At 71.3% G+C, this 25,596-nt stretch carries 26 protein-coding genes; 12 read left to right on the forward strand and 14 right to left on the reverse strand.

Annotation, left to right across the window (positions count from 1 at the left end):
• The first annotated feature begins 9 nt into the window (after positions 1–9).
• The 4 genes from fdh3B (at position 10) to NJ376_RS13860 (ending at position 3,717) form a co-directional block, all read left to right on the forward strand.
• Positions 10–606, forward strand: coding sequence for a formate dehydrogenase FDH3 subunit beta (gene fdh3B / locus NJ376_RS13845; protein WP_252953862.1), 597 nt, complete (start codon positions 10–12; stop codon positions 604–606).
• On the forward strand, positions 603–1,778 hold the full coding sequence (locus NJ376_RS13850; RefSeq protein WP_252953863.1) for a formate dehydrogenase subunit gamma: 1,176 nt from the start codon (positions 603–605) through the stop codon (positions 1,776–1,778). The genes fdh3B and NJ376_RS13850 overlap by 4 nt, the downstream gene beginning before the upstream one ends.
• A gap of 13 nt (positions 1,779–1,791) precedes the next feature.
• Positions 1,792–2,295, forward strand: coding sequence for a molybdopterin-guanine dinucleotide biosynthesis protein B (mobB, locus tag NJ376_RS13855; RefSeq protein WP_252953864.1), 504 nt, complete (start codon positions 1,792–1,794; stop codon positions 2,293–2,295).
• 150 nt (positions 2,296–2,445) lie between these two features.
• Complete coding sequence (locus NJ376_RS13860) at positions 2,446–3,717, forward strand: molybdopterin molybdotransferase MoeA (protein ID WP_252953865.1); 1,272 nt, start codon at positions 2,446–2,448, stop codon at positions 3,715–3,717.
• 162 nt (positions 3,718–3,879) lie between these two features.
• Here the strand turns inward: NJ376_RS13860 and NJ376_RS13865 are convergent, their stop codons facing one another.
• From NJ376_RS13865 to NJ376_RS13880, 5 genes are all read right to left on the reverse strand, one after another.
• Positions 3,880–4,386, reverse strand: coding sequence for a DUF2459 domain-containing protein (locus tag NJ376_RS13865; RefSeq protein ID WP_252953866.1), 507 nt, complete (start codon positions 4,384–4,386; stop codon positions 3,880–3,882).
• A 103-nt stretch (positions 4,387–4,489) separates the two neighbouring features.
• Complete coding sequence (locus tag NJ376_RS28735) at positions 4,490–4,615, reverse strand: hypothetical protein (RefSeq protein WP_256476337.1); 126 nt, start codon at positions 4,613–4,615, stop codon at positions 4,490–4,492.
• Positions 4,616–4,867: 252 nt separating this feature from the next.
• On the reverse strand, positions 4,868–6,304 hold the full coding sequence (locus NJ376_RS13870) for an ATP-binding protein (RefSeq protein ID WP_252953867.1): 1,437 nt from the start codon (positions 6,302–6,304) through the stop codon (positions 4,868–4,870).
• A 34-nt stretch (positions 6,305–6,338) separates the two neighbouring features.
• Positions 6,339–7,049, reverse strand: coding sequence for a response regulator (locus NJ376_RS13875; protein WP_252953868.1), 711 nt, complete (start codon positions 7,047–7,049; stop codon positions 6,339–6,341).
• A gap of 276 nt (positions 7,050–7,325) precedes the next feature.
• Complete coding sequence (locus NJ376_RS13880) at positions 7,326–7,868, reverse strand: MarR family winged helix-turn-helix transcriptional regulator (RefSeq protein WP_252953869.1); 543 nt, start codon at positions 7,866–7,868, stop codon at positions 7,326–7,328.
• Between the two features lie 289 nt (positions 7,869–8,157).
• Between NJ376_RS13880 and NJ376_RS13885 the strand changes: the two genes are divergently transcribed.
• Both NJ376_RS13885 and NJ376_RS13890 read left to right on the forward strand, forming a co-directional pair.
• On the forward strand, positions 8,158–9,234 hold the full coding sequence (locus NJ376_RS13885; protein ID WP_252953870.1) for a branched-chain amino acid aminotransferase: 1,077 nt from the start codon (positions 8,158–8,160) through the stop codon (positions 9,232–9,234).
• Positions 9,235–9,456: 222 nt separating this feature from the next.
• Positions 9,457–10,059, forward strand: coding sequence for a LysE family translocator (locus tag NJ376_RS13890; protein WP_252953871.1), 603 nt, complete (start codon positions 9,457–9,459; stop codon positions 10,057–10,059).
• Positions 10,060–10,080: 21 nt separating this feature from the next.
• Here the strand turns inward: NJ376_RS13890 and NJ376_RS13895 are convergent, their stop codons facing one another.
• Positions 10,081–10,320 (reverse strand): hypothetical protein, encoded by a 240-nt coding sequence (locus NJ376_RS13895; protein WP_252953872.1) that lies wholly within the window; start codon positions 10,318–10,320, stop codon positions 10,081–10,083.
• Between the two features lie 240 nt (positions 10,321–10,560).
• Between NJ376_RS13895 and NJ376_RS13900 the strand changes: the two genes are divergently transcribed.
• On the forward strand, positions 10,561–10,800 hold the full coding sequence (locus NJ376_RS13900) for a hypothetical protein (RefSeq protein WP_252953873.1): 240 nt from the start codon (positions 10,561–10,563) through the stop codon (positions 10,798–10,800).
• 113 nt (positions 10,801–10,913) lie between these two features.
• Here the strand turns inward: NJ376_RS13900 and galE are convergent, their stop codons facing one another.
• Positions 10,914–11,909, reverse strand: a complete 996-nt coding sequence (galE, locus tag NJ376_RS13905) for a UDP-glucose 4-epimerase GalE (protein ID WP_252953874.1) — start codon at positions 11,907–11,909, stop codon at positions 10,914–10,916.
• 284 nt (positions 11,910–12,193) lie between these two features.
• On the opposite strand from galE, the gene NJ376_RS13910 reads away from it, so the two are divergent.
• Together NJ376_RS13910 and mepA are read left to right on the forward strand one after the other, a co-directional pair.
• Positions 12,194–12,757, forward strand: a complete 564-nt coding sequence (locus NJ376_RS13910; protein ID WP_252953875.1) for a polysaccharide biosynthesis/export family protein — start codon at positions 12,194–12,196, stop codon at positions 12,755–12,757.
• Between the two features lie 164 nt (positions 12,758–12,921).
• Entirely contained in the window at positions 12,922–13,755 is an 834-nt protein-coding gene (gene mepA, locus NJ376_RS13915; protein ID WP_252953876.1) for a penicillin-insensitive murein endopeptidase, read from the forward strand.
• A 10-nt stretch (positions 13,756–13,765) separates the two neighbouring features.
• Here the strand turns inward: mepA and NJ376_RS13920 are convergent, their stop codons facing one another.
• Both NJ376_RS13920 and NJ376_RS13925 read right to left on the reverse strand, forming a co-directional pair.
• Positions 13,766–15,331 (reverse strand): ABC transporter substrate-binding protein, encoded by a 1,566-nt coding sequence (locus tag NJ376_RS13920; protein ID WP_252953877.1) that lies wholly within the window; start codon positions 15,329–15,331, stop codon positions 13,766–13,768.
• Positions 15,332–15,445: 114 nt separating this feature from the next.
• Positions 15,446–16,399: an isopenicillin N synthase family dioxygenase gene (locus NJ376_RS13925; RefSeq protein WP_252953878.1), complete on the reverse strand. Its 954-nt coding sequence runs from the start codon at positions 16,397–16,399 to the stop codon at positions 15,446–15,448.
• A 166-nt stretch (positions 16,400–16,565) separates the two neighbouring features.
• Here NJ376_RS13925 and NJ376_RS13930 point away from each other — a divergent pair, with 166 nt between their 5' ends.
• The gene (locus tag NJ376_RS13930; RefSeq protein ID WP_252953879.1) at positions 16,566–17,444 is read left to right on the forward strand and encodes a polysaccharide deacetylase family protein; all 879 of its coding nucleotides are present in this window, start codon (positions 16,566–16,568) and stop codon (positions 17,442–17,444) included.
• Positions 17,445–17,540: 96 nt separating this feature from the next.
• Here the strand turns inward: NJ376_RS13930 and hemC are convergent, their stop codons facing one another.
• Positions 17,541–18,521: a hydroxymethylbilane synthase gene (gene hemC, locus NJ376_RS13935; RefSeq protein ID WP_252953880.1), complete on the reverse strand. Its 981-nt coding sequence runs from the start codon at positions 18,519–18,521 to the stop codon at positions 17,541–17,543.
• Between the two features lie 206 nt (positions 18,522–18,727).
• Positions 18,728–19,465 carry a DUF2189 domain-containing protein gene (locus NJ376_RS13940; protein WP_252953881.1) on the reverse strand — a complete coding sequence of 246 codons (738 nt, stop codon included), beginning with the start codon at positions 19,463–19,465 and terminating at the stop codon, positions 18,728–18,730.
• Positions 19,466–20,057: 592 nt separating this feature from the next.
• Between NJ376_RS13940 and NJ376_RS13945 the strand changes: the two genes are divergently transcribed.
• On the forward strand, positions 20,058–21,407 hold the full coding sequence (locus tag NJ376_RS13945; protein WP_252953882.1) for an LLM class flavin-dependent oxidoreductase: 1,350 nt from the start codon (positions 20,058–20,060) through the stop codon (positions 21,405–21,407).
• Positions 21,408–21,472: 65 nt separating this feature from the next.
• Positions 21,473–22,216 (forward strand): glucose 1-dehydrogenase, encoded by a 744-nt coding sequence (locus NJ376_RS13950; protein WP_252953883.1) that lies wholly within the window; start codon positions 21,473–21,475, stop codon positions 22,214–22,216.
• 3 nt (positions 22,217–22,219) lie between these two features.
• Here the strand turns inward: NJ376_RS13950 and NJ376_RS13955 are convergent, their stop codons facing one another.
• From NJ376_RS13955 to NJ376_RS13965, 3 genes are all read right to left on the reverse strand, one after another.
• Positions 22,220–23,302 carry an LLM class flavin-dependent oxidoreductase gene (locus NJ376_RS13955; RefSeq protein ID WP_252953884.1) on the reverse strand — a complete coding sequence of 361 codons (1,083 nt, stop codon included), beginning with the start codon at positions 23,300–23,302 and terminating at the stop codon, positions 22,220–22,222.
• A 102-nt stretch (positions 23,303–23,404) separates the two neighbouring features.
• On the reverse strand, positions 23,405–24,385 hold the full coding sequence (locus NJ376_RS13960; RefSeq protein WP_252953885.1) for a tripartite tricarboxylate transporter substrate binding protein: 981 nt from the start codon (positions 24,383–24,385) through the stop codon (positions 23,405–23,407).
• A gap of 106 nt (positions 24,386–24,491) precedes the next feature.
• Positions 24,492–25,250, reverse strand: a complete 759-nt coding sequence (locus tag NJ376_RS13965) for a peptidase (protein WP_456309352.1) — start codon at positions 25,248–25,250, stop codon at positions 24,492–24,494.
• Positions 25,251–25,596 lie beyond the last annotated feature (346 nt).

Genomic DNA, 25,596 nt, shown 5'->3' on the forward strand with positions numbered 1-25,596 from the left:
GACGGAATAATGGCGCGCATGAAATTCCTCTGTGACTCGGACCGCTGCATTGAGTGCAACGCCTGCGTCACCGCCTGCAAGAACGAGCATGACGTGCCCTGGGGCATCAACCGCCGGCGCGTCGTCACGCTGAATGACGGCAAGCCGGGGGAGCGCAGCATCTCCATGGCCTGCATGCACTGCACGGATGCGCCCTGCGCCGCGGTCTGCCCGGTGAGTTGCTTCTACACCACGGCCGATGCCATCGTGCTGCACGACAAGGATCTCTGCATCGGCTGCGGCTACTGCTTCTACGCCTGCCCCTTCGGCGCGCCGCAATATCCGCGCGTCGGCAATTTCGGCGGGCGCGGCAAGATGGACAAGTGCACCTATTGCGCCGGCGGCCCGCAGCAGGACAACAGCCCCGCCGAGTACCTGCAATACGGCGCCAACCGCATCGCCGAGGGCAAACTGCCGCTCTGCGCCGAGATGTGCAGCACCAAGGCGCTGCTGGCCGGCGATGGCGAGATCATCGCCAGCATCTACAAGGAAAGGGTGCAGCGCCGCGGCTATGGCTCCGGCGCCTGGGGCTGGCGCACCGCCTATCGCGAGACGGTGCCGGCATGAGCCGCGCGCTGCTCGGGGCGGCGCTCGCCCTCTCGCTCCTGGCCGGCGGCGCCCAGGCGCAGCAGACCTCCGGCCAGCCCTCCGGCGGGGCGCCGGAGGTGCAGGCGCCGGTGCCGGAAGTCGGCGCCGGCCGCGGCCGGCTCGGCTCCGGCCAGGTGCCGCAGACGACCGAGCCGCAGGCGCCGACCGGCGCGCCCGATGCGCCACCGGTCGCCGCCGCGCCCACGCCGGTCACGCCGATCCCGGCCCCGCCGCCGCTCGGCGACCGCGACCAAGCCGATGCCGCCGAACTGGAACTGCAGGCGACGCTGCGGGGCCAGCGCATCTCGGGCCGCATCTCCATCCCGAATGCGACGGCGGCCAACCTCATCCAGCCCGCCGGGCGGGAATGGCGGGAATTCCACAACCGTATCCTCACCTGGGTGGGCGGCGTCGCCGTGCTTGGCATGCTGGTGATCCTGGCCGGCTTCTTCCTCGTCAAGGGCCGCATCCGGCCGGAGGCCGGCATGTCCGGCCGCACCCTGCTCCGCTTCAACCTGCTGGAGCGGGCGAATCACTGGATGGTCGCCTCCTGCTTCGTCGTCCTGGCGCTGTCCGGCCTGAACCTCACCTTCGGCCGGCATGTGCTGCTGCCGGTGATCGGGCCGGAGGCGTTCACGGCGGTCAGCGCCGCCGGGAAGATCGCGCACAACTTCCTGGCCTTCCCCTTCACCCTGGGGCTGGTGGTGATGTTCCTGCTCTGGGTGAGGGACAACATCCCGAACCGGCTCGACATCGAATGGGTGAAGAAGGGCGGCGGCTTCATCGGCCGCGGCCATCCGCAGGCGCGGCGCTTCAATGCCGGGCAGAAGGGGATGTTCTGGATCACCATCCTGGGCGGCGGGCTGGTCGCCGCCTCCGGCTATGTGCTGGTCTTCCCCTTCACCGTCACCGACATCGCCGGGCAGCAATGGGCGCATGTGGTGCATGGCCTGCTGACGGTGCTGATGATCGCTGCCATCCTCGCGCATATCTATATCGGCTCCATCGGAATGGAGGGCGCGATCGACGCCATGACGACCGGGCAGGTGGACGAGAATTGGGCCAGGGAGCACCACTCGCTCTGGCTGGAGGAGGAGCGGGTCAAGGCACGCGCGCCGGTGCCGGGCGCGAAGCCGGCGGGCGCCGGCTGAAGGGCCGGGCGGCGTGAAGCTCATCGGCCTCGCCGGCTGGAGCGGGGCCGGCAAGACGACCCTGCTGGCGAAGCTGATCCCCTGCCTGGCGCGGCGGGGGATCGGCGTCTCCACCCTGAAGCACGCGCATCACCGCTTCGATGTCGATACGCCCGGCAAGGATAGCTGGGTCCACCGGGAGGCGGGGGCGCGGCAGGTGCTGGTCTCTTCCGGCCATCGCTGGGCGCTGATGACGGAGCTGCGCGGCGCGCCGGAGCCGGAGCTGCGGGAGCTGCTCGGGCATCTCTCGCCGGTCGATCTGGTGATCGTCGAGGGCTTCAAGCGCACCGGCCACCCGAAGATCGAGGTGCACCGCGCCGCCAACGGCAAGCCCTGGCTGCACCCGGAGGATCCGGCGATCCGCGCCGTCGCCGGCGATGTCCGGCCGCCCTCCGGCCTCCCCTGGGCGCATCTGGACGATGTGGAGGCGATCGCCGACCTCGCCCTGGCGCATGCGGTGCCGATCGACGCCTGGTAGCACGCCCCGCCTCGGTCTCCCCGGTTGACCCGGCGCGTGGCAAGCGTCCCATCGGAGTCCGAGGCGGGCGGCGCCATCGCCGGGCGGAGTCCCTGGGCTCCGCGCCCAGGAAGGCGTTCGGTGCCGGCCGCAATCGGCTATAGAACCCGCATGGCCCAGCTTTCCGATGATTGCTTCGCCTTTGGCGGCAAGCTGCTGAGCGTGGAGGAGGCCGCGGCGCTGATCGCCGAGCGGGTGCCGCCACTGCCCGGCGCCGAGGCGCTGCCGCTGCACCAGGCGCTCGGGCGGGTGCTGGCGGCGCCGCTGCTGGCCCCGCTGCCCTTGCCGCCCTTCTTCAACTCGGCGGTGGATGGCTATGCCTTCCGCCATGCGGATCTGTCCCCGGGCGCACCCACCAGGCTGCGGCTGGGAGGGCGGGTGGCGGCCGGGCATGCGGCCATGCCCCTGCCGCAAGGTGCGGCCGCCCGCATCTTCACCGGCGCGCCCATGCCGCCGGGCGCCGATACCGTGCTGATGCAGGAGGATGCCGGGCTGGCCGAGGGCGCGGTGCTGGTGCCGCCCGGCCTCCGGCCCGGCGCCAATGCCCGGCCGGCCGGGGAGGACGTGGCGGCTGGCGCCCTGGCCCTGCCGGAAGGCCGCCGGCTTAGGGCGCCGGAGATCGGGCTGGCGGCGGCGCTCGGCCTTGCCAGCCTGCAGGTGCGGCCGCTGGTGCGCGTCGGCGTCTTTTCCACCGGAGATGAGTTGGCCTCGCCCGGCACGGCGCTGGGGCCCGCCCAGACCTATGACAGCAACCGCTTCACCCTGCTGGCCCTGCTGGCGCGGCTGCCGGTGGTGGCGACGGATCTCGGCATCCTGCCGGATGACGCGGCGGCGACGGCAGCGGCGCTGCGCGCGGCGGCGGCGGGGCACGACCTGCTGCTCACGTCGGGCGGGGTGAGCACCGGGGAGGAGGACCATGTCCGCGCCGCCATCGAGGCGGGGGGCAAGCTGGTCTTCTGGCGGCTGGCGGTGAAGCCGGGGCGGCCGGCGGCGATGGGCGTCCTGCGGAACGCGGGCGGGAGCCTCTCGGGCGGGACGCCAGTGGTGGGGCTGCCGGGCAACCCCGTGGCGGCGGTGGTCACCTTCCTGCACCTCGCCCGGCCGCTGGTGCTGCGCCTGGCCGGCGCGGCGGCGGAGCCCCTGCCGCGCTTCGCCGCCCGCGCCGCCTTCGCCTACCGCAAGAAGGCGGGGCGGCGGGAATATGTGCGGGTGCGGCTGGTGCCCGGCACGGCGCTGCCGGAGGCGGTGAAATTCGCCCGCGAGGGGGCCGGGCTGCTCAGCTCCCTGACGGAATCGGACGCTTTCGCGGAACTGCCGGAGGAGGTGCTGGCGGTGGCACCGGGCGAGGTGGTGGCGGTGCTGCCCTTCGCCGCCCTGTTCTGAGACCGGCGGCTCCTCGGACGGCCGGTCCCATACGGCTGCGCGAGGGGCTGACCGATGTCGGCCGATGGGCGCGCAGCCGGCATGAGCCTGATGTCGGCGCGCCGCCGCCATCCAACCCTGCGCGATACCCGGCTCGGAAAGCCTGACATTCCGAGCCGGCTATCAGCCATAGCCGCTGGCGACCAGCGCGCCCGCCAGGGCGGTGATCTGCCAGGAGAACAGCACCCCCTCCGGCGTCACCGGCAGATGCGCCGCGGCCAGCGCCTCCGCCGTCCAGGTGTTGCAGGTATAGGTGCCGCTATAGCTCTGCCGGGCGGGCAGGAAGAGGCTGCCCGGATAGGGCCCCGCCCGCATCGGCGGCCCGGCGATGGAGGCGGCGACGAAGCCCGCCGCCCCTTCCTCCCCGCCCGGGGGCAGCCGCAGCCCGGTGCAGTCCCGCTCCGGGAAGGCCTTGGCGGGCGGCACGCGCAGCCCGGTGACGAGGATCGCCCCCGGCCCGGGGAACAGCGCCGCCAGGGCGGTGCCGAGGCCGGGACTGGTGGCCAGGACGTAGTCCCGGTCGCCGAAGCCGAAGAGCAGCCATTCGGCGCCGGGGAAGAGCGCGGCCACGTCCGGCGGCGCGGCCTCGGCTGGCAGGCCGATATCGCTGTGCCAGCCGCGGCGGAGCAATTGCAGCCGCGCCGCGCCCGCGGGCGCCGGGGGCGCGGCCGATCGCGGCGCCGCGCAGCCGGCCAGGGCGGCGGCGAGAAGGGCGCGGCGGCCAGGCCTGGCGTCAGCGCGCAGGCACGAGCGTCGTGCCAGGGGGCACCACCACGGTCTGCGGCGGCGGCGAAGGGTTGCTGCTGCTGATACAGGCCGACAGCAGCAGCGCCGAACTCAGAGCCAGGGCGATCCGCATGAAGCTGCACCTCCTCGGGATGATGGCGACCCGTCGCAGGGCGGGACCGCAGGCTTAACATTCCGAGCCGCAGGCGGTTTCGTATCGTTCCGAAAAACAGCAAGGCTCGGCGGCGAAACAGCGTCCGGTGCTTGGAGACGCCTGACACCCCCGGCATTGCCTGTCGTCCTGCCGCCACAGGCTGTGCGATGCGCCGGGGACTCCAGCGCCTCACCGGAATCCAGCGGCGTCGCGCAGCGACGTTGTGGCGATCTAGACCGGCAACCGGAACCTGGCGCGCAGTCCGCCGAGCGGGCTTTCTTCCAGCGCGATCTCCCCGCCATGCGCCCGCACGATATCGCGCGCGATGGCGAGGCCAAGCCCGGTGCCCCCAGGCGCGCCGGTGGCGAAGGGACGGAAGGATTCCTCCCGCGCCGCGGCCGGAATGCCCGGTCCGTCGTCATCCACCGTCACCTGCGCCCAGAGCGCGCCCTCCGCGCCGCCACGCGCCGCCGTCTCCACCGTCACCTGGATGCGGCCTGCATGGCGCCTGGCATTGTCCAGCAAATTGCCGAGGCAACGGCGCACCGCATCGGCCCGCAAGGGCATCTCCAGCGCGGGGGGCGCCACCACCTCCACTACGGCGCCGGAGCGCCTTGCCTTGGCCGCCACATCCTGCACCAGCGCCACCAGATCGGCCGGCGCCGCCTGCTCCGTCCCCTCGCCGCGGGCGAAGGCGAGATAGGCGGCGATCATCCGCTCCATCTCCTCCACATCCGCGGTCAGGGCGGAGAGGTCCTCCTCCGTCTCCGACCCGCGCGGCAGCATGGCGAGCGTCAGCCGCATGCGGGTCAGCGGCGTGCGGAGGTCGTGGCTGATGCCGGCCAGCATCTCGGTCCGCTGGCCGACGAAGCGGCGGATGCGGTCCTGCATGCGGTTGAAGGCGAGTGCCGCCTGCCGCACCTCGGAGGCGCCCTCCGGCTTGATGCTGCCGATGTCGCGGCCGAGGCCGAAGGCCTCCGCCGCCACCGCCAGGCGGTGGATGGCGCGCACCTGGTTCTTCATGAACACCACCGCGACCGCCGAGAGCAGCAAAGCGGAGCCGACCAGCCAGATGACGAAGAGGTAGAGCGTCGCGGTGAAGAGCCGCTTGCGCGGCGCCTCCACATGCAGGACGCCCTCCTCCGTCTGCACCCGGATGATGACGCTGCGCGGGTCGCTCTGCCAATCGGTGTCGAAGGGGCGCTGCACGCGCTCCATCAGCGCGTGGTTGAGGTCCTCCTCCAGCGGCAGCAGCGGCATGCTGGCGCGGCGCTCCACCGGGGCGAGGCGGGCGCCCGGCTCGAAGGCCAGGGAGAGGTCGAGGCGCCACGCCGCCTCGCGGAAGATCCAGACGCGGTCCTCGGGCGGCTCGCGCCGCAGCAGCTCCACGATCATCGCCACGTCGCCGGCGACGCCGCCGGCCAGGCGGCGGGAGATGACGTCCAGATGCCCGCCATAGAAGAGCTGCAGGGCGACGAGCTGCAGCAGGATGATGGGGGCGAGGATGATGAGGACGGAGCGGCCGAGCAGGCCGCGCGGCAGCAGCTCCCGCAGCCAGCGCGGCGGGGTGGCGGCGGAGGGCAGGCGAGGGGCCCGTGCCTCTCCCGCCGGCGCGGCACGGTTCCGCCAGGTCCAGCCCCAGCTCCGGGCGCTGCCGGGCGCTTTCATGGCCCCGGCCTTCGCAGGCGCGTCAGGTATGACCTCACGGCCCCGGCCTCAGGACATAGCCACGATGGCGGACGGTGTGCAGGAAGCGCGGCTCGCGCGGATCGGGCTCGATCTTGCGGCGCAGCCGCGTCACCTGCACATCCACCGCGCGCTCCCCCGCCTCCGGCGTGCCGAGGGCGGCGGCGATCTCCTCGCGGCTCAGCACCTCCCCGGCGCGGCGGGCGAGGGCGACGAGCAGTGCCGCCTCCCCGCCCGTCAGCCGCACCGTGCCCTCCGGCCCGCGCAGCTCGCTGCGCTCCGCGTCGAACCAGCGCATGCCGAGCTGGACGGGGGCGGCGGGCAGGGCATGGGCCGGCGGCGCGACGCGGCGGAGGATGGTGCGGATGCGGAGCGCGAGCTCGCGCGGATCGAAGGGCTTCGCCAGGTAGTCATCGGCGCCGAGCTGGAAGCCGGCGACGCGGTCATCCGGCCCGCCGCGGGCGGTGAGCATCAGCACCGGCACGTCATTGCCCTCCCGCCGCAGGGATTCGACCAGCTCGAGCCCGCTTTCCCCCGGCATCATCACGTCCAGCACGACGAGATCGAAGGCGACGGCGCCGAGCGCTGCGCGGGCGGCCGCCGCATCCGCGGCGATGGTGACGCGGAATCCCTGTTCCGCCAGGAAGCGTTGCAGCAGCGCGCGCAGCCGGGCGTCGTCATCGACGACGAGCAGATGCGCGCTGTCCACCAAGGTTTCGCCGACCATGGCGCCGATATCCCCCGTTGCGCGCGACTATAGGCGAAGCCCGCCGGCTGCGGTGGAGTCGGCGTGGCTGCGGCCCGTGGCGGCCGTCCCGCGGCCGCCCTGTCGTTCACGGGAAAGCTAGTGCTCCTGCGGCGCGCGACAAAGGGGGCGCCGGTGCAACCGGCCGGCTTGCATGGCGCGTCCACGCCGGCGGCGGGGCGGGGCGGCGTCCGGGCCGGAAGGGCGCGGCTTGGCGCTGGGATGCGGGCGCCGCATCGCCCGGCCTGCCCGTCCGGCCTAGCCCTTCGGCCGTTCCAGCCCTTCGAGCTGCGCCCGGGCTTCCGGGCCCATCAGCCCGTGCATCACCCGGCGGAAGCCTTCCACCGCCTGGGGCCCGGCCTCGCGGTAGGCGCGCATCACCCATTCCCGCTGCCGCTCGAACAATCGCCGTTCGAGCGCCTGGCCCTTCGGCGTGAGGGAGAGCAGGCGCTGGCGGCGGTCGCTGCGGCCGGTGGTCTGGCGGACATAGTCCTGCTCCACCAGCGGGGTCAGCACCCGGGCGAGCGACTGCTTGGTGATGCCGAGGATGCCGAGCAGGGCGCCCACGGTGATGCCGGGGCGGCGGCCGACGAAATGCAGCACCCGGTGATGCGCCCGCCCCATGCCGAGCTCCGCCAGGATCTGGTCGGCGCCGGCGGTGAAGTCCCGATAGCCGAAGAAGAGGAGGTCCTGCGCCAGGCGCAGCTCCTCCTCCCGCAGGAAGAGCAGGTTGCGGCCGGCGGCCACGGGGGCGCCGGTGGCGGCCGGTTCGCCGCTCGGCGGGTCGGTGCGTTCAGGCATGGCTGGCATGCTGCCCTTTCAGGCCTGGTTTGGTCAGCGTCGTTGACACATTTTTCCGAAGCATTCTAGCTTAGGCCCCAGGACGAAAGGAAATTGCGGAGAGACCGACCATGGCGCCGCTTCATTGCATCTTACCGGCCGGCCCGCTAGGCCAGAGGAGCGCGACTCCGCCGCCTCCGGCCGGCTGAACGGTACGTTGCCGTCCTGTCGGTGGCCTGCCCCTTCCGGTCCCCGGCGGGACCGGAAGGGGCAGGCCACCGAGACCAGACCACTCGAAGGACATGCCCACATGGCCCGTTTCCCCATCACCCGCACCACCACCCCGAAGCAGAAGCCGGCGGATGACAGCCTTGCCTTCGGCCGGGTGCTGACCGACCACATGTTCCTGATGGACTACACGGAAGGGGAGGGCTGGCATTCCCCGCGCATCCTGCCCTACGGCCCGCTCAGCCTGGATCCGGCCACCACCGTGCTGCATTACGGCCAGGCGATCTTCGACGGGCTGAAGGCCTTCCGCGGCGCCGACGACAAGGTGCGGCTGTTCCGCGCCGACCGGCATGCGGAGCGCTTCAACCGCTCGGCCAAGCTGATGTGCATGCCGGAACTGCCGGTGGACGTCATCCGCCAGAGCTTCGATGCGCTGGTCGGGCTGGAGGCGGATTGGGTGCCGCGCAAGCGGGGCACCTCGCTCTATCTGCGGCCGACCATCATCGCCACCGATGTGATGCTCGGCGTGCATCCCGCCCACAGCTATCTCTACTTCCTCATCCTCTCGCCGGTCGGCAGCTACTACAAGGAAGGGGTGAAGCCGGTCCGCATCCTGGCGACCGACAGCCATGTGCGGGCGGTGAAGGGCGGCACGGGCGAGGCGAAGACGGCGGCGAATTACGCGCAATCCCTCGCCGGCCAGCGCGATGCCGAGGCGGCGGGCTACACCCAGGTGCTCTATCTGGACGGCGTGCACCGGAAATACCTGGACGAGGTCGGCACCATGAACATCATGGTGAAGATCGGCGATGAGGTGATCACCCCGCCGCTCGCCGGCACCATCCTGGACGGCGTGACGCGCGCCTCCGCGCTGGAGCTGATGCGCGACTGGGGGCTGAAGGTGACGGAACGGCCGATCACCATCGACGAGGTGATGCAGGCCGGGCGCGACGGCACGCTGAAGGAGATGTGGGGCACCGGCACCGCCGCCGTGGTCTCCCCGGTCGGCACGCTGGGCTACAAGGGCGAGGATGTGCTCATCAACGGTGGCCAGACGGGCGAGCTGACCCAGAAGCTCTACGATGCCATCACCGCCATCCAGTACGGGCGCAGCAACGACCCGCATGGCTGGACCAGCCTCGTGCCCGCGGTTGACTGAAGCGCGGTCATCCTGGCTCCACTCGCCGGAGGCGTGACGCACGCGACCGGCCGAAGGCCCGGAGCGCGAGTCCTGCGCGCAGGCGCGCACGGTGCGCCCCGGGCGGAAGGCGCAGCCGGGGCGGCGTCGCCCCGGCCGGCGCGGTGTCCCTATCCCTTGACCTGACGCGCCTGCCCTTGGGCAGGCGCGTCAGGTCCCGGCTGCCTGCCTCGGGAGAGTGTCATGGATGCTGCTTGGCTGGCGGCCGCCACCGGCTTCGCCTTCGCCATGTCGGCGACGCCGGGGCCGAACAACGCCATGGTCGCCGCCTCCGGCGCCCGCTTCGGCCTGCGGCGGACCCTGCCGCACATGCTGGGCGTCTCGCTCGGCTTTCCGGTGATGCTGGTGCTGGTGGCGCTGGGGGCGGCGGAACTGCTGCGGCACAGCGCCACGCTGCAGGGCCTGCTGCGCTGGGCGGGCGCGGCCTGGATGCTGTGGCTTGCCTGGGGGCTGCTGACCGCCGCGCCGGCGGCGCCCGCGGCGACGACGGACGGAGCGCGGCCGATGCGGCTGTGGCAGGCGGCGCTGTTCCAATGGGTGAATCCAAAGGCCTGGATCATCGCCGCCGGCGCCATCGCCACCTATACCGGCAGCCATCTGGGCGTGCTGCCGGATGCGTTGCTGCTGGCCGCCATCTTCGCGCCCGCCGCCTTCCTCTCCCTGCTGGTCTGGGCGGCGATGGGGCAGGGCGCGGCGCGGCTGCTCTCGCCGCGGGGGCTCGTCTGGTTCAACCGGGCGATGGCGGGGCTGCTGTTGCTGTCCCTGGTGCCGCTGCTGCTGGGCTGAGGCGCGGCGGCGCGCCACCCTTCAGAATCCCCGGCCGCGGTCGCGCGTGAGCGAATCGAAATCCTGCCAGCGCTCACGACGGATCTCGTCGATGATGCGCCCGGTGCCTGCGTCCTGCTCCCTGCGCGCGGCCAGGAGGAGCTGGCACTGCTCCTCCGACGCCTCGGCCGAGAGGTAGTGGGCGCAGTTGGACGCGTCGGACCATCCGGTGTCGCACCCGTTCAGCATCGCGCATGCGATGACCAGGAGCAGCGGCCTCATGCCCTGATGTCCCCTTTCTGCGACGCCGTGCTCGGAAGCGCCTGGACGGTCCCGGGACGCGTCCGGCCGGTATCTCCGGGTTCGTATCAGCTGCCCCGTGCGGCAGGAGACACGTGACGCTGAGCTAACGGAGTTGCGCGGGACGATGCGCCGGCGCGGGCGGGGCTATCGCCGCGATCCGCGCTTCGGATTGGACCCGGCGATGCGGGAGGCGCAGGCTGCTGCCAGGAGGTGCCCGCCATGACCGCCACCCCGACCCTTGCGCCCGACCGGATGCTGCTGCGGCAATTCCTCGCCTGGGTGGCGGCGGAGCCGCGGCCCTATGCGGCGGCGATGGAGGCCTGGCGCACCTCCTGTCCGCGGCTCTCGATCTGGGAGGATGCGCTGGCGGAGGGGCTGGTGCGCATCGCACCGGGCGGGGAAGGTGGCATGGCCGCGGCGCGGATCGTGCTGACGGAAGCGGGGCGCGCGATGCTGTAGGAACGCCCGGCAAGCCGCTGCACGGCTTTACTGGGCCTCCTGATCTGCTGCATCCGCAAGGCTTGCCGGGGATCAGGCGCCTTGCGGGGCCCGCACGGCGCCACGCAGCGGCGTCAAGGGGATCTATCACCATAGCCGCGCGGATGCGCGCTGTGCCAGGCCCAGGCGGTGCGTACGATGTCGTCCAGCGCGCCGAAGCGCGGCGACCAGCCGGTTTCCGCCTTCAGCCGCGCGGAGGAGGCCACCAGCACCGCCGGGTCGCCGGCACGGCGCGGGCCCAGGCTGTGCGGCACGGGCCTGCCACCGATGCGCTCCACCGCCTCGATCACCTGCTTCACCGAATAGCCGGTGCCATTGCCGACATTGTAGCGGACGCTGCCCTGCTCCAGCCGGTCCAGTACGCGCAGATGCGCATCGGCCAGATCCGTCACATGCACATAGTCGCGGATGCAGGTGCCGTCCGGCGTTGGGTAGTCCGTGCCGAACACCGTCAGCGGCGCGCGGATGCCGAGGGCGGCGCCGATCGCGAGCGGCACCAGATGCGTCTCCGGCTCGTGATCCTCGCCGATGCGCCCTTCCGGGTCCGCGCCGGCGGCGTTGAAGTAGCGCAAGCAGGCGGAGCGGAGGCCATGCACCCGGTCCGCCCAGGCCAAGCCCTTCTCCACCATCAGCTTGCTCTCGCCATAGGCGTTCGTCGGTGCGAGCTTCGCCTCCTCCGGAATCGGCACCACCTCCGGGTCGCCGAACAGCGCGGCGGTGGAGGAGAGGACGAAGCGCAGCACCCCCGCCTTCACCGCCGCATCGGCGAGGCCGAGGCTGTTGTTGAGATTCTCCATGCAGTAGCGCAGCGGGTCCCGCATGCTCTCCCCCACCAGGGAGAGGGCGGCGAAGTGGAACACCGCCTCGAATTTCCAGCCGGCGAAGACCTCGCCGAGGCGGGCGCGGTCGGCGAGGTCGAGCTGGATCAGCTCCACCCCCTCCGGCACCGCAGCGCGATGGCCCTGGCGGAGATCGTCCACCACCACCACGGTGTCACCGCGATCGACCAGGGCGCGGACCAGATGGCTGCCGACATAGCCGGCGCCGCCCGTGACGAGATAGCAGCCCATCGACCCTACTCTCCTCTCCTGCACCCTGGCCGGCGAGGGGCCGTGCGCCGGGACATCCCCGCCTATCGCGGTGCAGCATGCAAAGCAAGGTTGCACGACGCCGGGCGCCCAGCCACCCGTGGCAGGCGGGCTCAACGCCCGGGTGAAGACCCGGTGCCGTGAAAACAACGGCGTGATGCGCTGCCCGCGCAAGGAAACGCGAATGTGCGACCGCGCCATGCTCTGGCAGAGGGTAGGGGCACCGGCGCGACCGCGCCCCACGGCCTGAAAAGGAATGCCAGACGATGCTTCATCGCCGCCCCTTCTGCCTGCTGGGAATGGCCCTGCTTGCCGCCTGCACGACCCCCGGCAGCGACCTGCCCCCGCTGCCGGATGCGACGGTTTCCGCCTATCGGCTGGGGCCGGAGGACCAGCTCCGCATCACCGTCTTCAACGATCCGCAGCTCAATGGCGAATTCCGCGTCTCCGACAGCGGCAACATCGCCCTGCCGCTGGTGGGTTCGATTCGCGCGGCCGGCCGCACGACCAGCGAAGTGGAGCGCGCCATCGTTGCGGAGATGCGGCGGCAGAGCCTCTACCGGGATCCGTCCGTCGCGGTCCAGGTGGTCACCTACCGGCCGATCTTCGTGCTCGGCATGGTCGAGCGGGGCGGGCAGTTCCCCTACCAACCGGGCATGACGGTGCTGACCGGCGTCGCCCTGGCCGGCGGGTTCAACTACCGGGCGATCCGCGACTATGTCTCCGTCACCCGCGTCGGGCCGGAGGGCCGGCCGGTGGAATACCGGGCGGGGCGGGAGGCGCTGCTGCAGCCGGGCGATACCGTCACCGTCTTCGAGCGGCGCTTCTGATTGTTCCCCGCGACGTTGCTGCGCAACGCCGTGGGGGGCGGAGGCGCTGGTCGATGGAGGATTCGCACAGCCAGCCGCGGCGGAGCCGCGGCCGGCAACGGGCGGTCCGGTTCCGGTGGAGTGTGGGCGTGGTTCATACGGTACGGGGCTGCTAGGCTCCCTGCATGCCGCGTGCCCTGCTTGTTCTTGCCTGGCTGCTGGCCGCCCTGGTCCCGGCGGCGGCGCAGCGTAATGAAGCCGCCGCCTGGGCGGCGGTAAGGGGGCCGAGCTCGGGGCCGCCGCAGATCGTCGGCGGCACCGGGCTCGGCTGCCTCGGCGGGGCGGTGGCACTGCCCACCGAGGGGCCGGGCTGGCAGGCGGTGCGGGTCTCCCGCAACCGCCACTGGGGCCACCCGAGCCTGATCGCCTTCCTGCGCGATTTCGCCGGCCGGGCGCGGGCCCAGGGTTTCCAGGCGCTGTGGATCGGCGACATGTCGCAACCGCGCGGCGGGCCGATGCCCTGGGGCCATGCCAGCCACCAGGTGGGGCTCGATGCCGATATCTGGCTCGACCTCTCGACCAAGCCCGAGCTGCCGGCGGCGGCGCGCGAGAGCATTCCGGAGATCTCGCTGGTGCTGCCGGACGAGACGGGCGTGGACCGGCGCATCTGGCGGCCGCTGCATGCCGCGCTGATCCGCCTGGCGGCAGAAAGCCCCGGCGTGGACCGAGTGCTGGTGAACCACGCCATCAAGCGGGAGCTGTGCCGCACCGACCGCGGCGCCGCCTGGCTGCAACGGGTGCGGCCCTGGCGCGGGCATGACAGCCACATGCATGTGCGGCTGCGTTGCCCGCCGGGCCAGCCGGAGTGCCGTGGCCTGCCGCCGCCCCCGCCGGGGGATGGTTGCGACGCCTCGCTCGAGTGGTGGCTGACGCCGGAGGCGCGGCACCCGCAGCCGCGCCCGCCCGGCCCCGCGCCCCGACTGCCCGCCGCCTGCGCCGGGGTGCTGTCGGCGCGCTGAGCGGGGCGGGCTACTTCCGCTCGACCCCCCAGAAGACCGGGAAGGCGAAGGGCACCACGCCCTGGAGATTGGCACGCCAAGCGGCAGGGCCGCCGAATTGCCCGGCGATGGCGAAGGTCACGTTGCGGTGCGCCGCCGCTTGCAGCTTGTCCGCCAGCTCTCGCTGCGAGTCCGGGGTCGCCGCTTCGGAGTATTTCGCCATCAGCTCGGTGATCCCCAGGTCGCAGTACCAGCCCGGCTGCACCGGAGAGCAGTTATAGGAGATCAGCGGGTTGTTCAGCGGGTTGGCCAAGTCGATGCCGTTCAGCACGATGGGTGCCACGCTCCAGCCGCCCTGCGCCACCGGCGCCCGGCTCAGCCGGTGCTGCGCCACCGTGGCGTAGTCGGTGCTGCGCAGATCGACGTTGAAGCCGGCGCGGCGAAGCTGGTCGGAGACGACGAGGCCGATCGGGTTCAGCAGCGCCGAGGCCTGAGCATGCAGGAACACCACCGGCTCGTTGTTGTAGCCGCTGGCCCGCAGCAGCTCCCGCGCCCGCGCGGTGCCAGCCTGCTGCAGCGGTGCGCTGCCCGCATCGGTGCTGCCGGGGGCGTTGCACATGTAGATGGAGAGGCAGGTGGGAACAATGAGATCCTCCGGCAGGCCCATCGCCGCCATCACCTCCGGCTGGAGGATGGCTGCCTGCAGCGCCTGGCGGATCTTCGGGTTGTCGAAGGGTGGGACGGCGTGGTTGATGTTCACCACGGCGAGGAATTGGTCGATGCCGCGCGGCTTGCCGACCACCACATTGCGGTTGCGGCGGAGCCGCTCGACGAAATCGAGCGGGGCGATTTCGAGGAAGTCCAGCTCGCCGGCCATCAGCGCCGCGGCACGGGTCGCCTGGTCGGCGATGCTGACCAGCTCGATCCGCTCCATCTTCGGCACCTTACCGCCGGCCAGCGCCGAGGGCGGTTCGCTGCGCGGGCGATAGGCCGGATTGCGGACGAAGCTGGCGCGCTCGCCCGGGCGCCATTCGGACTGGCGGAAGAGATAGGGGCCGGAGCCGATGATCTCCGTCACCGGTTTGTGCGGATCGTTGGCGGCGAGGCGGGCCGGCATCATCACCGGGATGGTGTGGCCGGACTTGCCCAGTGCCTCGACCACGAAGGCGAAGGGGCGGTTCAGCCGGAACTCGAAGCGCTTCGGATCGAGGACGCGGAGCTCCTGCGTCGCCGCCATGAGCTGGCCGCCGAGCGCCTCGCGCTGGGCCCAGCGGCGGATCGAGGCGACGCAATCCTCGGCCGTGACGGCACTGCCGTCGCTCCAGGCGAGGCCATCCCGCAGGGTGAAGGTCCAGGTGAGGCGGTCCTCGCTGACCTGCCAGCCTTCGAGCATCTGCGGCTTGTAGTTGCCCTCCTCATCCGCACCGACCAGCGTGTCGAACACCAGATAGGCGAAGACCCGCGTGGCGTTGATGGTGGTGACCAGCGGGTCGAGGATCTGCAACTCGGTGTTCAGCGAGACGCGCAAGGGCTGCGCCGCCGCAGGCGTGGCGGCGAGGGCAAGGCCGAACAGCCCGGCGGCGATGGCGTTCTTCATCGGTCCACTCCGTTCTCGGGTGGCCGTGCGCGGCGTTGAGAAACCCATGGTTTCCAAAGGCCCTTCGGCCTTTGGCGGGATGGAGTTTGAGGAAGGGCAGAGCCCTTCCTCAAGTTACTCGGCGGCGGCTTGGGGCTGCTGCCGGAAATGGTCGTAATTCTGCCCCCTGAACCACGCCATGTACTCACCCACCGTCTGCGCCGGAAAGCGCGGCGGGTTCTCCGCGCTGGTGCAGGTCGGCAGGCATTCCACCAGCGTCTCCTCGTTCGGGTGGAAGAAGAACGGGATGGCGTAGCGCGGCGTCTTCATGGTGTTGAAGGCGCGGTGGGGCGTGGAGATGAAGCGGCCGTTGGTCCAGCGGTTCAGGATGTCGCCGGTGTTGACCACGAAGGCTTCCGGAATCACCGGCGCGTCGATCCACTCGCCGGCCTGGGTGCGGATCTGCAGGCCGGGCACCGGGTTCTGCGCCAGCAGGGTGATGAAGGTGCTGTCGGTGTGCGGCGCGATGCCGTATTCGTCCGAGCCGTATTCCACCGGCGGATAATGCGTCAGCCGCAGGGTGGAGAAGCTGTCCTCGCAGGGCTTGTCGAAATAGTCCGGCGGCAGGTCCAGCGCCACGGCGTAGAGCGGCAGCATGCGGTGGGCGAGGTCGTCGAGCGCGGCGTAGTAGCGCAGCGTCGCCTCGGCGAAGCCCGGCACCTGCTCCGGCCAGCGGTTCACCGGCTTCGGGCCGCGCTCCGGCTTCACGAAGAACGCCTCGTTCTCGTTCGGCTTGCGCACCGCGACCAAGCCGTTGGCGCGGGTGGTGCTGGATTTGTAGGGCAGGTAGCCCTGCATGCCGTCATCCAGCTTCACCTTCAGCTTCTCTTCCATTGGCTGGGCATGGAAGCGGGCGGCGAGGGCGAAGGTCTCCTCCACCATCTTCCAGTCCACGCCATGGTTGGTGATGTAGAGGAAGCCGACCGTCTCGTTGATCCGGCGCAGCTCGGCAGCGGTGCGCTCCAGCGCGCCAGGCTCGCCGGCGAGGAAGGGGCCGAGGTCGAGGAGGGGCAGGGCGGTCTGGCTCATCGGGCGGTTCCCTGGCTGCGAGGTGGCGGCAGGATCGGCCGGGCCGCCGGTGGGTTCAACCCGCGTTTTGCAATCCGCAGACCAGAATTGCCGCCGGCATCGGCAGGGCTTGGACCGGATGCCGCCAGCCGCCTATCCTGAAGGCAGCGCAGGAGGGAAATCGAGGATGACGATGCAGCCGCGCGAGCGCGTGCCCTATTCCGCCATCGTCGACCGGCCGCCCCTGGTGCTGCCCGGCGGTGCCCGCATCGTGGTGTGGAGCATCGTGAACCTGGAGGTCTGGGACATCGGCAAGCCCATGGCCCGCCAGGTGCTGCCGGCGCCGACCGGCCAGGTGCTGCTGCCGGACGTGCCGAACTGGTCCTGGCACGAATACGGCATGCGCGTCGGCGTCTGGCGCTTCTTCAAGCTGTATGAGCGGCTGGGCATCGCGCCCACCCTGTCCATCAACGCCCGCGTCACGCTGGATTACGAGCGGGTCGCCCGCCAGGCGCTGGAGGCGGGGTGGGAGTTCATGGGCCATAGCTGGGAGCAGGGCCCGATCCACAAGGAGGAGGACCAGCGGGCGATGATCCATCGGTCGATGGATCAGCTCGAGCGCTTCACCGGCACGCGCCCGGCGGGCTGGCTGGGCCCGGGCCTGACCCAGACGCTGGAGACGCCGGAGCTGCTGGCCGAGGCCGGGGTGAAGTACATTGGCGACTGGGTCTATGACGACGAGCCGACCACGATCCACACCGAAAAGGGCCCATTGGTGACGCTGCCCTATACGGTGGAGCTGAACGACATCCCGATGATGCTCGTGCAGCACCATGAGAGCGACTACCTGCTGAAGCGCGCCATCGACCAGTTCGACCGGCTGTATGAGGAAGGGGCGGAGCGGGCGAAGATCATGTCCATCGCCATCCACCCCTATATCTCCGGCCAGCCGCACCGGATCCGGTACCTGGAAGCCTTCTACGACCATGTGGCGAAGCACAGCGGCGTGCTGCATTGGAACGGCGTGCAGTTGCTGGAGTGGTACCGGGGGCGGGCACAGGGGTAGGGCCAGCGCCCCTCCCCATAGGCGGGGTCGGGATGGGATCCGGCGATCCTCTTCCCGGCTGGCGGCAGCGCTGCCAGCCGAGGCGAGGGAGGGCGGTCAGGCCAGGATGTCGGCGGGGGCGTCGCGGCGGAGGGCGGCGCCCAGCTCCCGCCCGAGGGCCTCGCCCTCGGCGGCCAGGCCCTCCGCCGACCGCTTCAGCAGAAAGCTGCCATCCGGCCGGGCGATCAGCGCAGCGAGGGTCAGCCGCCCATCCGGGCGCAGCCTCGCATGGGCGCCGATCGGGGTGCGGCAGGAGCCATCCAACGCCCCCAGCACCGCCCGCTCCGCCGTAGCGGCCAGCCGCGCCTCCCGGTCCTCGATGGCCGCCAGCATCTCCTGCAGCCCCGTGTCGCCGGCGCGGATGGTGACGCCGATGATGCCCTGGCCGGCGGCCGGCAGCATCACCTCCGGCGCCAGCACGGCGGCGGCCTCGGCCGCCATGTCCATGCGCTTCAGCCCGGCGATGGCCAGGAAGGAGGCGGCGAAATCCCCCGCCCGCACCCGGGCCAGCCGCCGCTGCACATTGCCGCGGATGACGTCGCAGCGGAGATCCGGCCGGCGGTGCAGGAGCTGCGCCTGGCGGCGGACGGAGGCGGTGCCGATGAGCGCGCCGGGGGGCAGACAGGCCAGGGGGTCCTCCGGGTCCGGCACGCCGCAGGCGGCGTTCAGCACCAGCGCGTCGCGGCAATCCTCCCGCGGCAGTATGCAGGCCAGCGCGATGCCGGACGGCAATTCCGTCTCCAGATCCTTCAGGCTGTGCACCGCGCAATCGATGCGGCCATCCAGCAGCGCCTCGTGGATTTCCTTGGCGAAGAGGCCCTTGCCGCCGATCTCGGCCAGGCGACGGTCCTGGGTCTTGTCGCCGGCGGTCGCGATGACCGTGGCCTGCAGCTTCCCTTCCCCTTGCAGCGCCGGGCAATGCGCCGCCAGCCGGTCCAGGAAGCAACGTGCCTGCCAGAGGGCGAGGGGAGAGCCGCGGGTGCCGGCGCGGAACGGAGTGCGCAGCCCCTCGCCGGGGCGGGAGGTCTCGGCGCTCATCGAACGGAGGCGACGGGTGGGGGAAGGGGCGTCAAAGGCATTTCGCTATCCGGGCTCGGGCATTCACCGGGCGGACGCATAGCAGAAATATGCGGCGCCAGCCTCCGGCGCGGGCGGCCGGCGCCATCGCGGGGCCCGGAACCCGGGCCGGGGACCGGTCCTCGGCGGGGAGGGAGCATCGCCCCCAAGGGCAGCCCCCTCGTCGTCTATGCCACGCAGCGCCGGTACAGGTGCCAGGTAGCATGCCCGAGCACCGGCATGGCGATGGCGAGGCCGATGAAGGCGGGCAGCATGCCGAGCAGCAGCAGCACCGCGACGATCACCCCCCAGACGGCCATCGGCCCGGGATTGGCGGCGCAGACGCGCAGCGAGGTGCGGATCGCCTCGGCCAGCGGGACGTTGCGGTCCAGCAGCATGGGGACGGAGACCACCGTCAGCGCCAGGACAAGGATGGCGAAGAGCGCGCCGACGCCGTTGCCGAGCAGGATCAGCCGGTGCCCTTCCGAGGTGGTGAAGGCGAGGCGGAGCAGATCCCCCAGCCCGGCCGGCGGGGTGCCGATGGTGGCGTCGTAGATCGCCCGGGCGGCAAAGAGCCAGGCGATGAAGATGATGGCGAGCAGCAGGCCCACCCCGGCGATGGAGGGGAAGGCGGGAGAGCGCAGCACGTCGAAGGCGTTCAGCCAGCTTGCCGGCAGGCCCTGTTCCCGGCGTCGGCTGATTTCGTAGAGCCCGACCGCGGCGACCGGGCCGACCAGGGAGAGGCCGGCGACGAGCGGCCAGAGCAGCGGCAGCAGCTCCCCGCCCGACATCACCCGGGCCGCCACCAGCCCGACCAGCGGATAGAGGACGCAGAGGAAGATGAGCTGGGTGGGCGTTTCGAGGAAATCCTCGATGCCGGCAGCGAGGGCGTCGCGCAGATCCGCCAGGCCGATGCGGCGGATCATGGGAGCTGCCGTCTCCTCGGCGGAGTCAAGGCGCAGGGCATGGGCCATGATCGCTCCTCCATGGCGGCCCTGGCGCGGCCGGGCCGCTCGGGTTCCGGCCCTGCCGATCGCACCGGCGGGCCTGGGACTCATCTAAGGATGTAAAGCGCGCGAGGCACGGTCACCATGGCGCGAGGTGCGCGGTCATCGCTTGCAGGCGGCGGGGGCGGGCCCTGGAATCGGCCGGCCGAACCCTCGGCTGCAACCCGGGCCGAGGGCAGGCTGGCGGCGTCACCGCCAGAGGCGGCTGGCCCTTGCCGCCGCCGCCAGCCCTGCCTGGACCGGCCACCCAACCCCGCCGTCGCCGGCTGCGCCAGTTTTGCCGCCACCGCATGCCGGCCTGCCTTGCCTCGCCCCGCAGGGACCGCGCGACCGAAGCAGGCTCGGCCCCGGGCCGCAGCGGATGACCGCCGCGCTGACCCTCGCCCTGGCGCCGACGAGATATGCCCGGGATGGCGGGCATGCGGATCGGCACCGTCGCAGCGGCCCTGGGCCCTGTCGCCATCGAAGCGTCTTGCCGCGGCGCGCCGCCGGGGTATTCAGACAGGGAAGGTTGCAGGACGGGGTTCGGGCGATGGGCAGCGAGCGGCAAATGGCGATGGCGGTGCTGGTGAACCCCACCGGCTATCACAGCGCCTCCTGGCTCCACCCCTCCACCAACGCTGATTCTTCCACCAGCATCGACTGGTACCGCGCCGTGGCGCAGACGGCGGAGCGCGGCTGCTTCGACCTGTTCTTCATCGCCGACACGCCGGCGGCGCGCACCACCAATCTGGAAGCCTATAGCCGCTTCCCGATGTTCATGAACGTGCTCGAGCCGGTGACCTTGCTCTCGGCGCTTTCCGGCGCGACGCGGCATATCGGCTTGGGCGGCACGGTCAGCACCAGCTTCGCCGAGCCCTACAACGTGGCGCGGATGTTCGCCTCGCTGGACCATATCAGCCATGGCCGGGCGGCGTGGAACGTCGTCACCTCCGCCAACGACTTCGCCGCGCGTAATTTCGGCCTGGACAAGCTGCCGCCACATGGCGAGCGCTACGACCGGGCGCGGGAATTCGTCCAGGTGGTGAAGCGGCTGTGGGATACCTGGGAAGATGGCGCCTTCATCCGCGACCGCGAGGCCGGGCTGACCTTCGACCCGACCAAGCAGCATCCGGTGGAGCATGTCGGCAAGTATTTCACCGTGCGCGGCGCGCTGAACATCGAGCGGCCGCCGCAGGGTCACCCCGTCATCATCCAGGCGGGCGCTTCCGACACCGGCAAGGATTTCGCGGCGGAGACGGCGGAGGTGGTGTTCTCCTCCCACTCCTCGCTCGAAAGCTCCCGTGCCTTCACCCAGGAGCTGAAGGGGCGCATGGCGAAATTCGGCCGCCCGCCGGAGGCCGTGAAGGTCTGCGCCGGCAAGCCCGTGCTGATGGCGGGGAGCAAGCAGGAGGCGGAGGACATGTACCGCACCCTGCAGGAGATGATCCACCCGGTGGTCGGCCGCATGCGCCTCGGCATGGACCTCGAGACCGACCTCTCCGACCTGCCGCTGGACGAGCCGGTGCCGGAGGACCGCATTCCGCGGAACTCCAACTTCCACAAGGCCTATTTCGACCACATCATCGAGCTGATCCGGGTGGAGAAGCTCACCCTGCGCCAGCTCTACCAACGCTATGAGCGCGGCAACAAGACCTTCTGCGGCACGCCGATGCAGGTGGCGGACGAGCTGGAGGAGTGGTTCGCCGTCGGCGCCTGCGACGGCTTCATGATGCTGTTCAGCCTGCTGCCCACGGGGCTGGCGGAGTTCGTCGAGAAGGTGGTGCCGGAACTGCAGCGGCGTGGCCTGATGAAGCGCGAATATGCCGGTCGCACGCTGCGGGAGAATCTCGGCCTGTCGCGGCCGGCGTTTCGCGGGTAGCGCCACCCTCGACGCGCTGCCGTTCCTCCCTTATCGCTCTGAGGAGACGACAGGGAGGGAGCGCCATGCGCCTCAAGGACAAGGTCGCGATCATCACCGGTGCCGCCCATGGCATGGGGGAGGCGGAAGCGCGCCTCTTCGCCCGGGAAGGCGCCATCGTCATCCTGGCCGATGTGCGGGAGGATCTGGGCGAGGCCGTCGCCGCCGACATCGCCGCCGGCCAGGGCCGCGCCAGCTTCCGCCACCTGGACGTGACGGCGGAGACGGAATGGCGGGCGCTGCTCGATTGGGTGCTCGCCACCCATGGCCGGCTCGATATCCTGGTGAACAATGCCGGCATCAGCGGCAGCGCCGTCGGCGGCCTGTCCTCGCTGGACGCCTGGAACAGGCTGATGGCGGTGAACGCCACCGGCGTCTTCCTCGGCACCAGCCTGGGCGCCGAGGCGATGGCGCAGGCTGGGCGCGGCGCCATCGTCAACATCTCCTCCATCATGGGGCTGGTCGGCAGCGGGGAGGGGCATCTGGGCTATTCCGCCTCCAAGGGCGCGGTGCGGCTGCTGACCAAATCCGCCGCGGTGCGCTGGGGGCCGCAGGGCATCAGGGTGAACTCCATCCACCCCGGCTACCTGCCGCCCATGCTCGGCGGCACCAATGCCGGAACGCGGGATGCGAAGATCCCGCTGACGCCGCTGCGGCGCCTCGGCGAGCCGATGGAAGTCGCGCATGGCGCGCTCTTCCTCGCCTCGGACGAGGCCTCCTTCATCACCGGGGCGGAGCTCGCCATCGATGGCGGCTTCACCGCGCAATAGCGCTCAGGCCGCCAGCATCCGCCCCTCGTTCCGCTCCGCCAGGATGGGCCGCACCCATCTGGCGAAGCGCATCGCCTCCTCGTCATGCAGGTAGCCGGAGAGGCAGAAGGAGTGGCAGCCGATATCGATGAAGCGCTGCAGCACCGCGGCGCATTGCGCCGGGTTGCCGACCACGGCGATGCCGGCGCCCTGGCGCGCCCGCGTCAGCCCGCTCCAGAGATTCGGCGCGATCCAGTCACCATGCTCCCGCGCCAGGGCCTGCACGCGCTGATTTGCCACGGAATTCGCCACATTGGCGCGCAGCGCCGCGGTGCGTTCGGCCGGCACGTCGCGCACCAGTTCCTGCGCCGCCGCCAGGGCTTCCTCCTCCGTCTCCCGGCAGAGGATCTGCAGCCGCATGCCGAAGCCGAGCTGCTCCGCCCGGCCATGCCGCGCCGCCATGGCGCGAATCTCCGCCATCTGCGCGGCGATCCCCTCCGGCGTGTCGCCCCAGAAGAGGTGGACATCGGCATGCGCCGCCGAAACCTCCCAGGCCTCGCGCGAGCCGCCGCCGAGATAGAAGCGCGGATGCGGCCGCTGGAAGGGCGGCGGCAGGATGCGGGCGCCGCGCAGGGTGTGGAAGCGCCCCGCATGGTCGACCGGCCCCTCCGCGGTCCAGAGCCGCTTCAGGATCCCGACCTCCTCCGCCATCAAGGCGTAGCGGTCCTCCTTGGCGTAGCTTATGCCGTCGGCCCTGGCTTCCTGCTCGCTCTGCCCCGCGATGAGGTTGACGGCGATGCGCCCGCCGGTGAGCTGGTCGAAGGTGGTGACCATCTTCGCCAGCATGACCGGGTTGATGTAGCCCGGCCGCGCCGCCACCAGCATGCGGATGGCGGAGGAGCGGCCGGCCATGAAGGCGGTGGTCACCCAGGCTTCCCAGCAGGGCAGGGCGACCGGGACCAGCATGTATTCGAAGCCGGCTGCCTCCGCCGCCTGCACCACCCGGTCGAACATCGCCGTGCCGGGCGGAATGGCGGCGTGCCCGGCGGCGTAGCTGGTGGTGTCGCCATTGGTCGGCAGGTACCAGCCGAATTCCAGGGGGCGCATGCTCGTCTCCCATCCCGCTGCCCGGGCATTCTGCCCATGCCGGCCGGCCGCCGCCAGCGCCGGCGCGGCGTCGGGGCACGAGGCGCCGACCAGGTCCGGAGGCTAACCCGGCAGCAGCCCGGCCATGTGGATCCAGGCCCGCTGGCGCTCGATGTCGCGTTCCAGGAAGGCTCCGAACTCCGCCAGGGTCATGGGCATGGGCTGGGCGCCGCCGCGGGCCATCGCCTCGGCGGAGGCGGGCGTGGTCAGCAGCTTCGTCACCTCCGCATGCAGCCGGTCGCGGATCGGCGCCGGCAGCCCCGCCGGCGCCATGAGGCCGAGCCAGATCGAGGCCTCATAGCCCGGGACCGTGTCCGCCACCGTCGGCAGATCCGCCAGCAACGGGCTGCGGGCCGGGCCGGTGGTGGCAAGGCCCAGCACCCGGCCGCCGGTGATCTGCTCCCGCATGGTCGGGATGGCATCGAACATCATCGGCACCTGGCCGGCGATCAGCGCCGTCCGCGCCTCATTGGAGCCACGGAAGGGGATGTGGTTGATCTCGATGCCGGCCATCGCCCGGAACACCTCCCCGGCGATGTGGTAGGGCGTGCCGGGGCCGGAGGAGGCGAAGTCGATCCGCCCGGGCGCCGCCTTCGCCTTGGCCACCAGCTCCGCCACGCTCCGCACGCCGAGCGAGGGATGCGCCGCCAGCACGTGATAGGCGATGTTGATGGCGGCGACCGGCGCCAGGTCCCGCAGCAGCACATAGGGGCGGGCGGGGATCAGCGTCTCGTTCGCCGTATGGGTGTTCGACATCAGCAGCAGGGTGTGGCCGTCCGGCGGCGCTTTCGCCACCGTATCCGTGCCGATGACGGCGCCGCCGCCCGGCCAGTTCTCCACCACCACCGGCTGGCCGAGCGCCTGGGAGAGCGGCTCCGCCAGGAAGCGTGCCGCGACATCGGCGGAGCCGCCGAGGCCGAAGGGCACGATGATGCGGATGGGGCGGCTCGGCCAGGCGCCGGGCGTTTGGGCCAGGGCGCAATGCAGGGGCGGCGTGGCCAGCGTCAGGCCGGCGGCGGTGAGCAGCAGGCGGCGATAGGGCATGGCATCCCTCCCTCCGGCGGTCGCGACGATGGTTCTTGTGCCGCCCCGGCTGCAAGACATGCGCGAATTGCCGGCGGATGGCCAGATGGAACCGCCGCCGGCGCGCTCAGCTCAGCCAGTCGGGCGTCGGCAGGCGCAGATAGGCGTCCCGCAGCGCCGCCGACCAATTCTCCTGCACGTAGCGGAAATACTGGTCCTCCTCCGTGATCCGGCGGCGGAGGCCGACCGCCAGCGCATCCGTCCGAGAGACCAGCAGGTCGATCGGCATGCCGACGGTGAGGTTGGAGCGCAGCGTGCTGTCCATGCTGACCAGCACCAGCTTCACCCCGTCCGGAATCGGCGTGTCGTAGCGCAGCACCCGGTCCAGGATCGGCTTGCCGTATTTGTGCTCGCCGATCTGCAGGAAGGGGGTGTCGATCGTCGCCTCGATGAAGTTCCCCGCGGCGTAGATGAGGAAGAGGCGCGGCGGCCCGCCGGCGATCTGGCCGCCGAGCAGAAGCGAGCAGTCGAAGCCGATGCCTTGGGCGGAGAGGGTGGGGCCGTCATCGCGATAGACGTCGCGCACCGCCTGGCCGACGAGCTGCGCGGCCTGGAACATGTTCGGCACGCTGCGCAGGGTGTGGTGCCGGCCATGCAGCCAGACGCCTTCCTGCAACCGGTTCCAGACGGCCTGGGTGATGGCGAGGTTGCCGGCGGTGGCCAGCGCCAGCACGCGGTCGCCCGGCACCTCCTCCACCTGCATCTTGGAGAAGATGGAAATGTTGTCCACGCCGGCATTGGTGCGGGTGTCGGAGAGCAGGACGATGCCCTGGCGGAGATAGAGCCCGACGCAATAGGTCATGGCGTGGCGGCCCCTGGTTGCCATGGGCGATCTAGCCCGGCCTGGGGGTGTGGTCCAGGGTTGAGGGAGGGCTCTGCCCTCTTCGTTGGGCGCAGTGCACCCAACCCCACCCGCCAAGGGCCGAAGGGCTCGTGGAGCCCTTGAGGTTTGCGGTTCGCCCGCCGCGCCTGAACTCATGGTTTCCAAAGACCCTGCGGCGTTTGGCAGGGGGAGCCCGAGGGGGACGCGCCGCAAGGCGCGCCTTACGGCGCGACGTCCCCCTCGACTTACCCCCGGATGTAGAACGCCTCGATTTCCCCCCCCAGCTCCGCCGCCCGCGCGATCATGCCGGTGAGGAATTCGTGCAGCCCCTGCTCGAAGATCGCCTCGA

The sequence above is a fragment of the Siccirubricoccus soli genome, from assembly GCF_024178315.1.
GTDB classification, from domain to species: domain Bacteria; phylum Pseudomonadota; class Alphaproteobacteria; order Acetobacterales; family Acetobacteraceae; genus Siccirubricoccus; species Siccirubricoccus soli.

Coding starts and splice junctions, on each gene's coding strand:
- fdh3B (WP_252953862.1), top strand. CDS start 10: ATGGCGCGCATGAAATTCCTCTGTGACTCGGACCGCTGCATTGAGTGC.
- NJ376_RS13850 (WP_252953863.1), top strand. CDS start 603: ATGAGCCGCGCGCTGCTCGGGGCGGCGCTCGCCCTCTCGCTCCTGGCC.
- NJ376_RS13860 (WP_252953865.1), top strand. CDS start 2,446: ATGGCCCAGCTTTCCGATGATTGCTTCGCCTTTGGCGGCAAGCTGCTG.
- NJ376_RS28735 (WP_256476337.1), bottom strand. CDS start 4,615: ATGCGGATCGCCCTGGCTCTGAGTTCGGCGCTGCTGCTGTCGGCCTGT.
- NJ376_RS13870 (WP_252953867.1), bottom strand. CDS start 6,304: ATGAAAGCGCCCGGCAGCGCCCGGAGCTGGGGCTGGACCTGGCGGAAC.
- NJ376_RS13875 (WP_252953868.1), bottom strand. CDS start 7,049: ATGGTCGGCGAAACCTTGGTGGACAGCGCGCATCTGCTCGTCGTCGAT.
- NJ376_RS13880 (WP_252953869.1), bottom strand. CDS start 7,868: ATGCCTGAACGCACCGACCCGCCGAGCGGCGAACCGGCCGCCACCGGC.
- NJ376_RS13885 (WP_252953870.1), top strand. CDS start 8,158: ATGGCCCGTTTCCCCATCACCCGCACCACCACCCCGAAGCAGAAGCCG.
- NJ376_RS13890 (WP_252953871.1), top strand. CDS start 9,457: ATGGATGCTGCTTGGCTGGCGGCCGCCACCGGCTTCGCCTTCGCCATG.
- NJ376_RS13895 (WP_252953872.1), bottom strand. CDS start 10,320: ATGAGGCCGCTGCTCCTGGTCATCGCATGCGCGATGCTGAACGGGTGC.
- NJ376_RS13900 (WP_252953873.1), top strand. CDS start 10,561: ATGACCGCCACCCCGACCCTTGCGCCCGACCGGATGCTGCTGCGGCAA.
- galE (WP_252953874.1), bottom strand. CDS start 11,909: ATGGGCTGCTATCTCGTCACGGGCGGCGCCGGCTATGTCGGCAGCCAT.
- NJ376_RS13910 (WP_252953875.1), top strand. CDS start 12,194: ATGCTTCATCGCCGCCCCTTCTGCCTGCTGGGAATGGCCCTGCTTGCC.
- mepA (WP_252953876.1), top strand. CDS start 12,922: ATGCCGCGTGCCCTGCTTGTTCTTGCCTGGCTGCTGGCCGCCCTGGTC.
- NJ376_RS13920 (WP_252953877.1), bottom strand. CDS start 15,331: ATGAAGAACGCCATCGCCGCCGGGCTGTTCGGCCTTGCCCTCGCCGCC.
- NJ376_RS13925 (WP_252953878.1), bottom strand. CDS start 16,399: ATGAGCCAGACCGCCCTGCCCCTCCTCGACCTCGGCCCCTTCCTCGCC.
- NJ376_RS13930 (WP_252953879.1), top strand. CDS start 16,566: ATGACGATGCAGCCGCGCGAGCGCGTGCCCTATTCCGCCATCGTCGAC.
- hemC (WP_252953880.1), bottom strand. CDS start 18,521: ATGAGCGCCGAGACCTCCCGCCCCGGCGAGGGGCTGCGCACTCCGTTC.
- NJ376_RS13940 (WP_252953881.1), bottom strand. CDS start 19,465: ATGATCCGCCGCATCGGCCTGGCGGATCTGCGCGACGCCCTCGCTGCC.
- NJ376_RS13950 (WP_252953883.1), top strand. CDS start 21,473: ATGCGCCTCAAGGACAAGGTCGCGATCATCACCGGTGCCGCCCATGGC.
- NJ376_RS13955 (WP_252953884.1), bottom strand. CDS start 23,302: ATGCGCCCCCTGGAATTCGGCTGGTACCTGCCGACCAATGGCGACACC.
- NJ376_RS13960 (WP_252953885.1), bottom strand. CDS start 24,385: ATGCCCTATCGCCGCCTGCTGCTCACCGCCGCCGGCCTGACGCTGGCC.
- NJ376_RS13965 (WP_456309352.1), bottom strand. CDS start 25,250: ATGGCAACCAGGGGCCGCCACGCCATGACCTATTGCGTCGGGCTCTAT.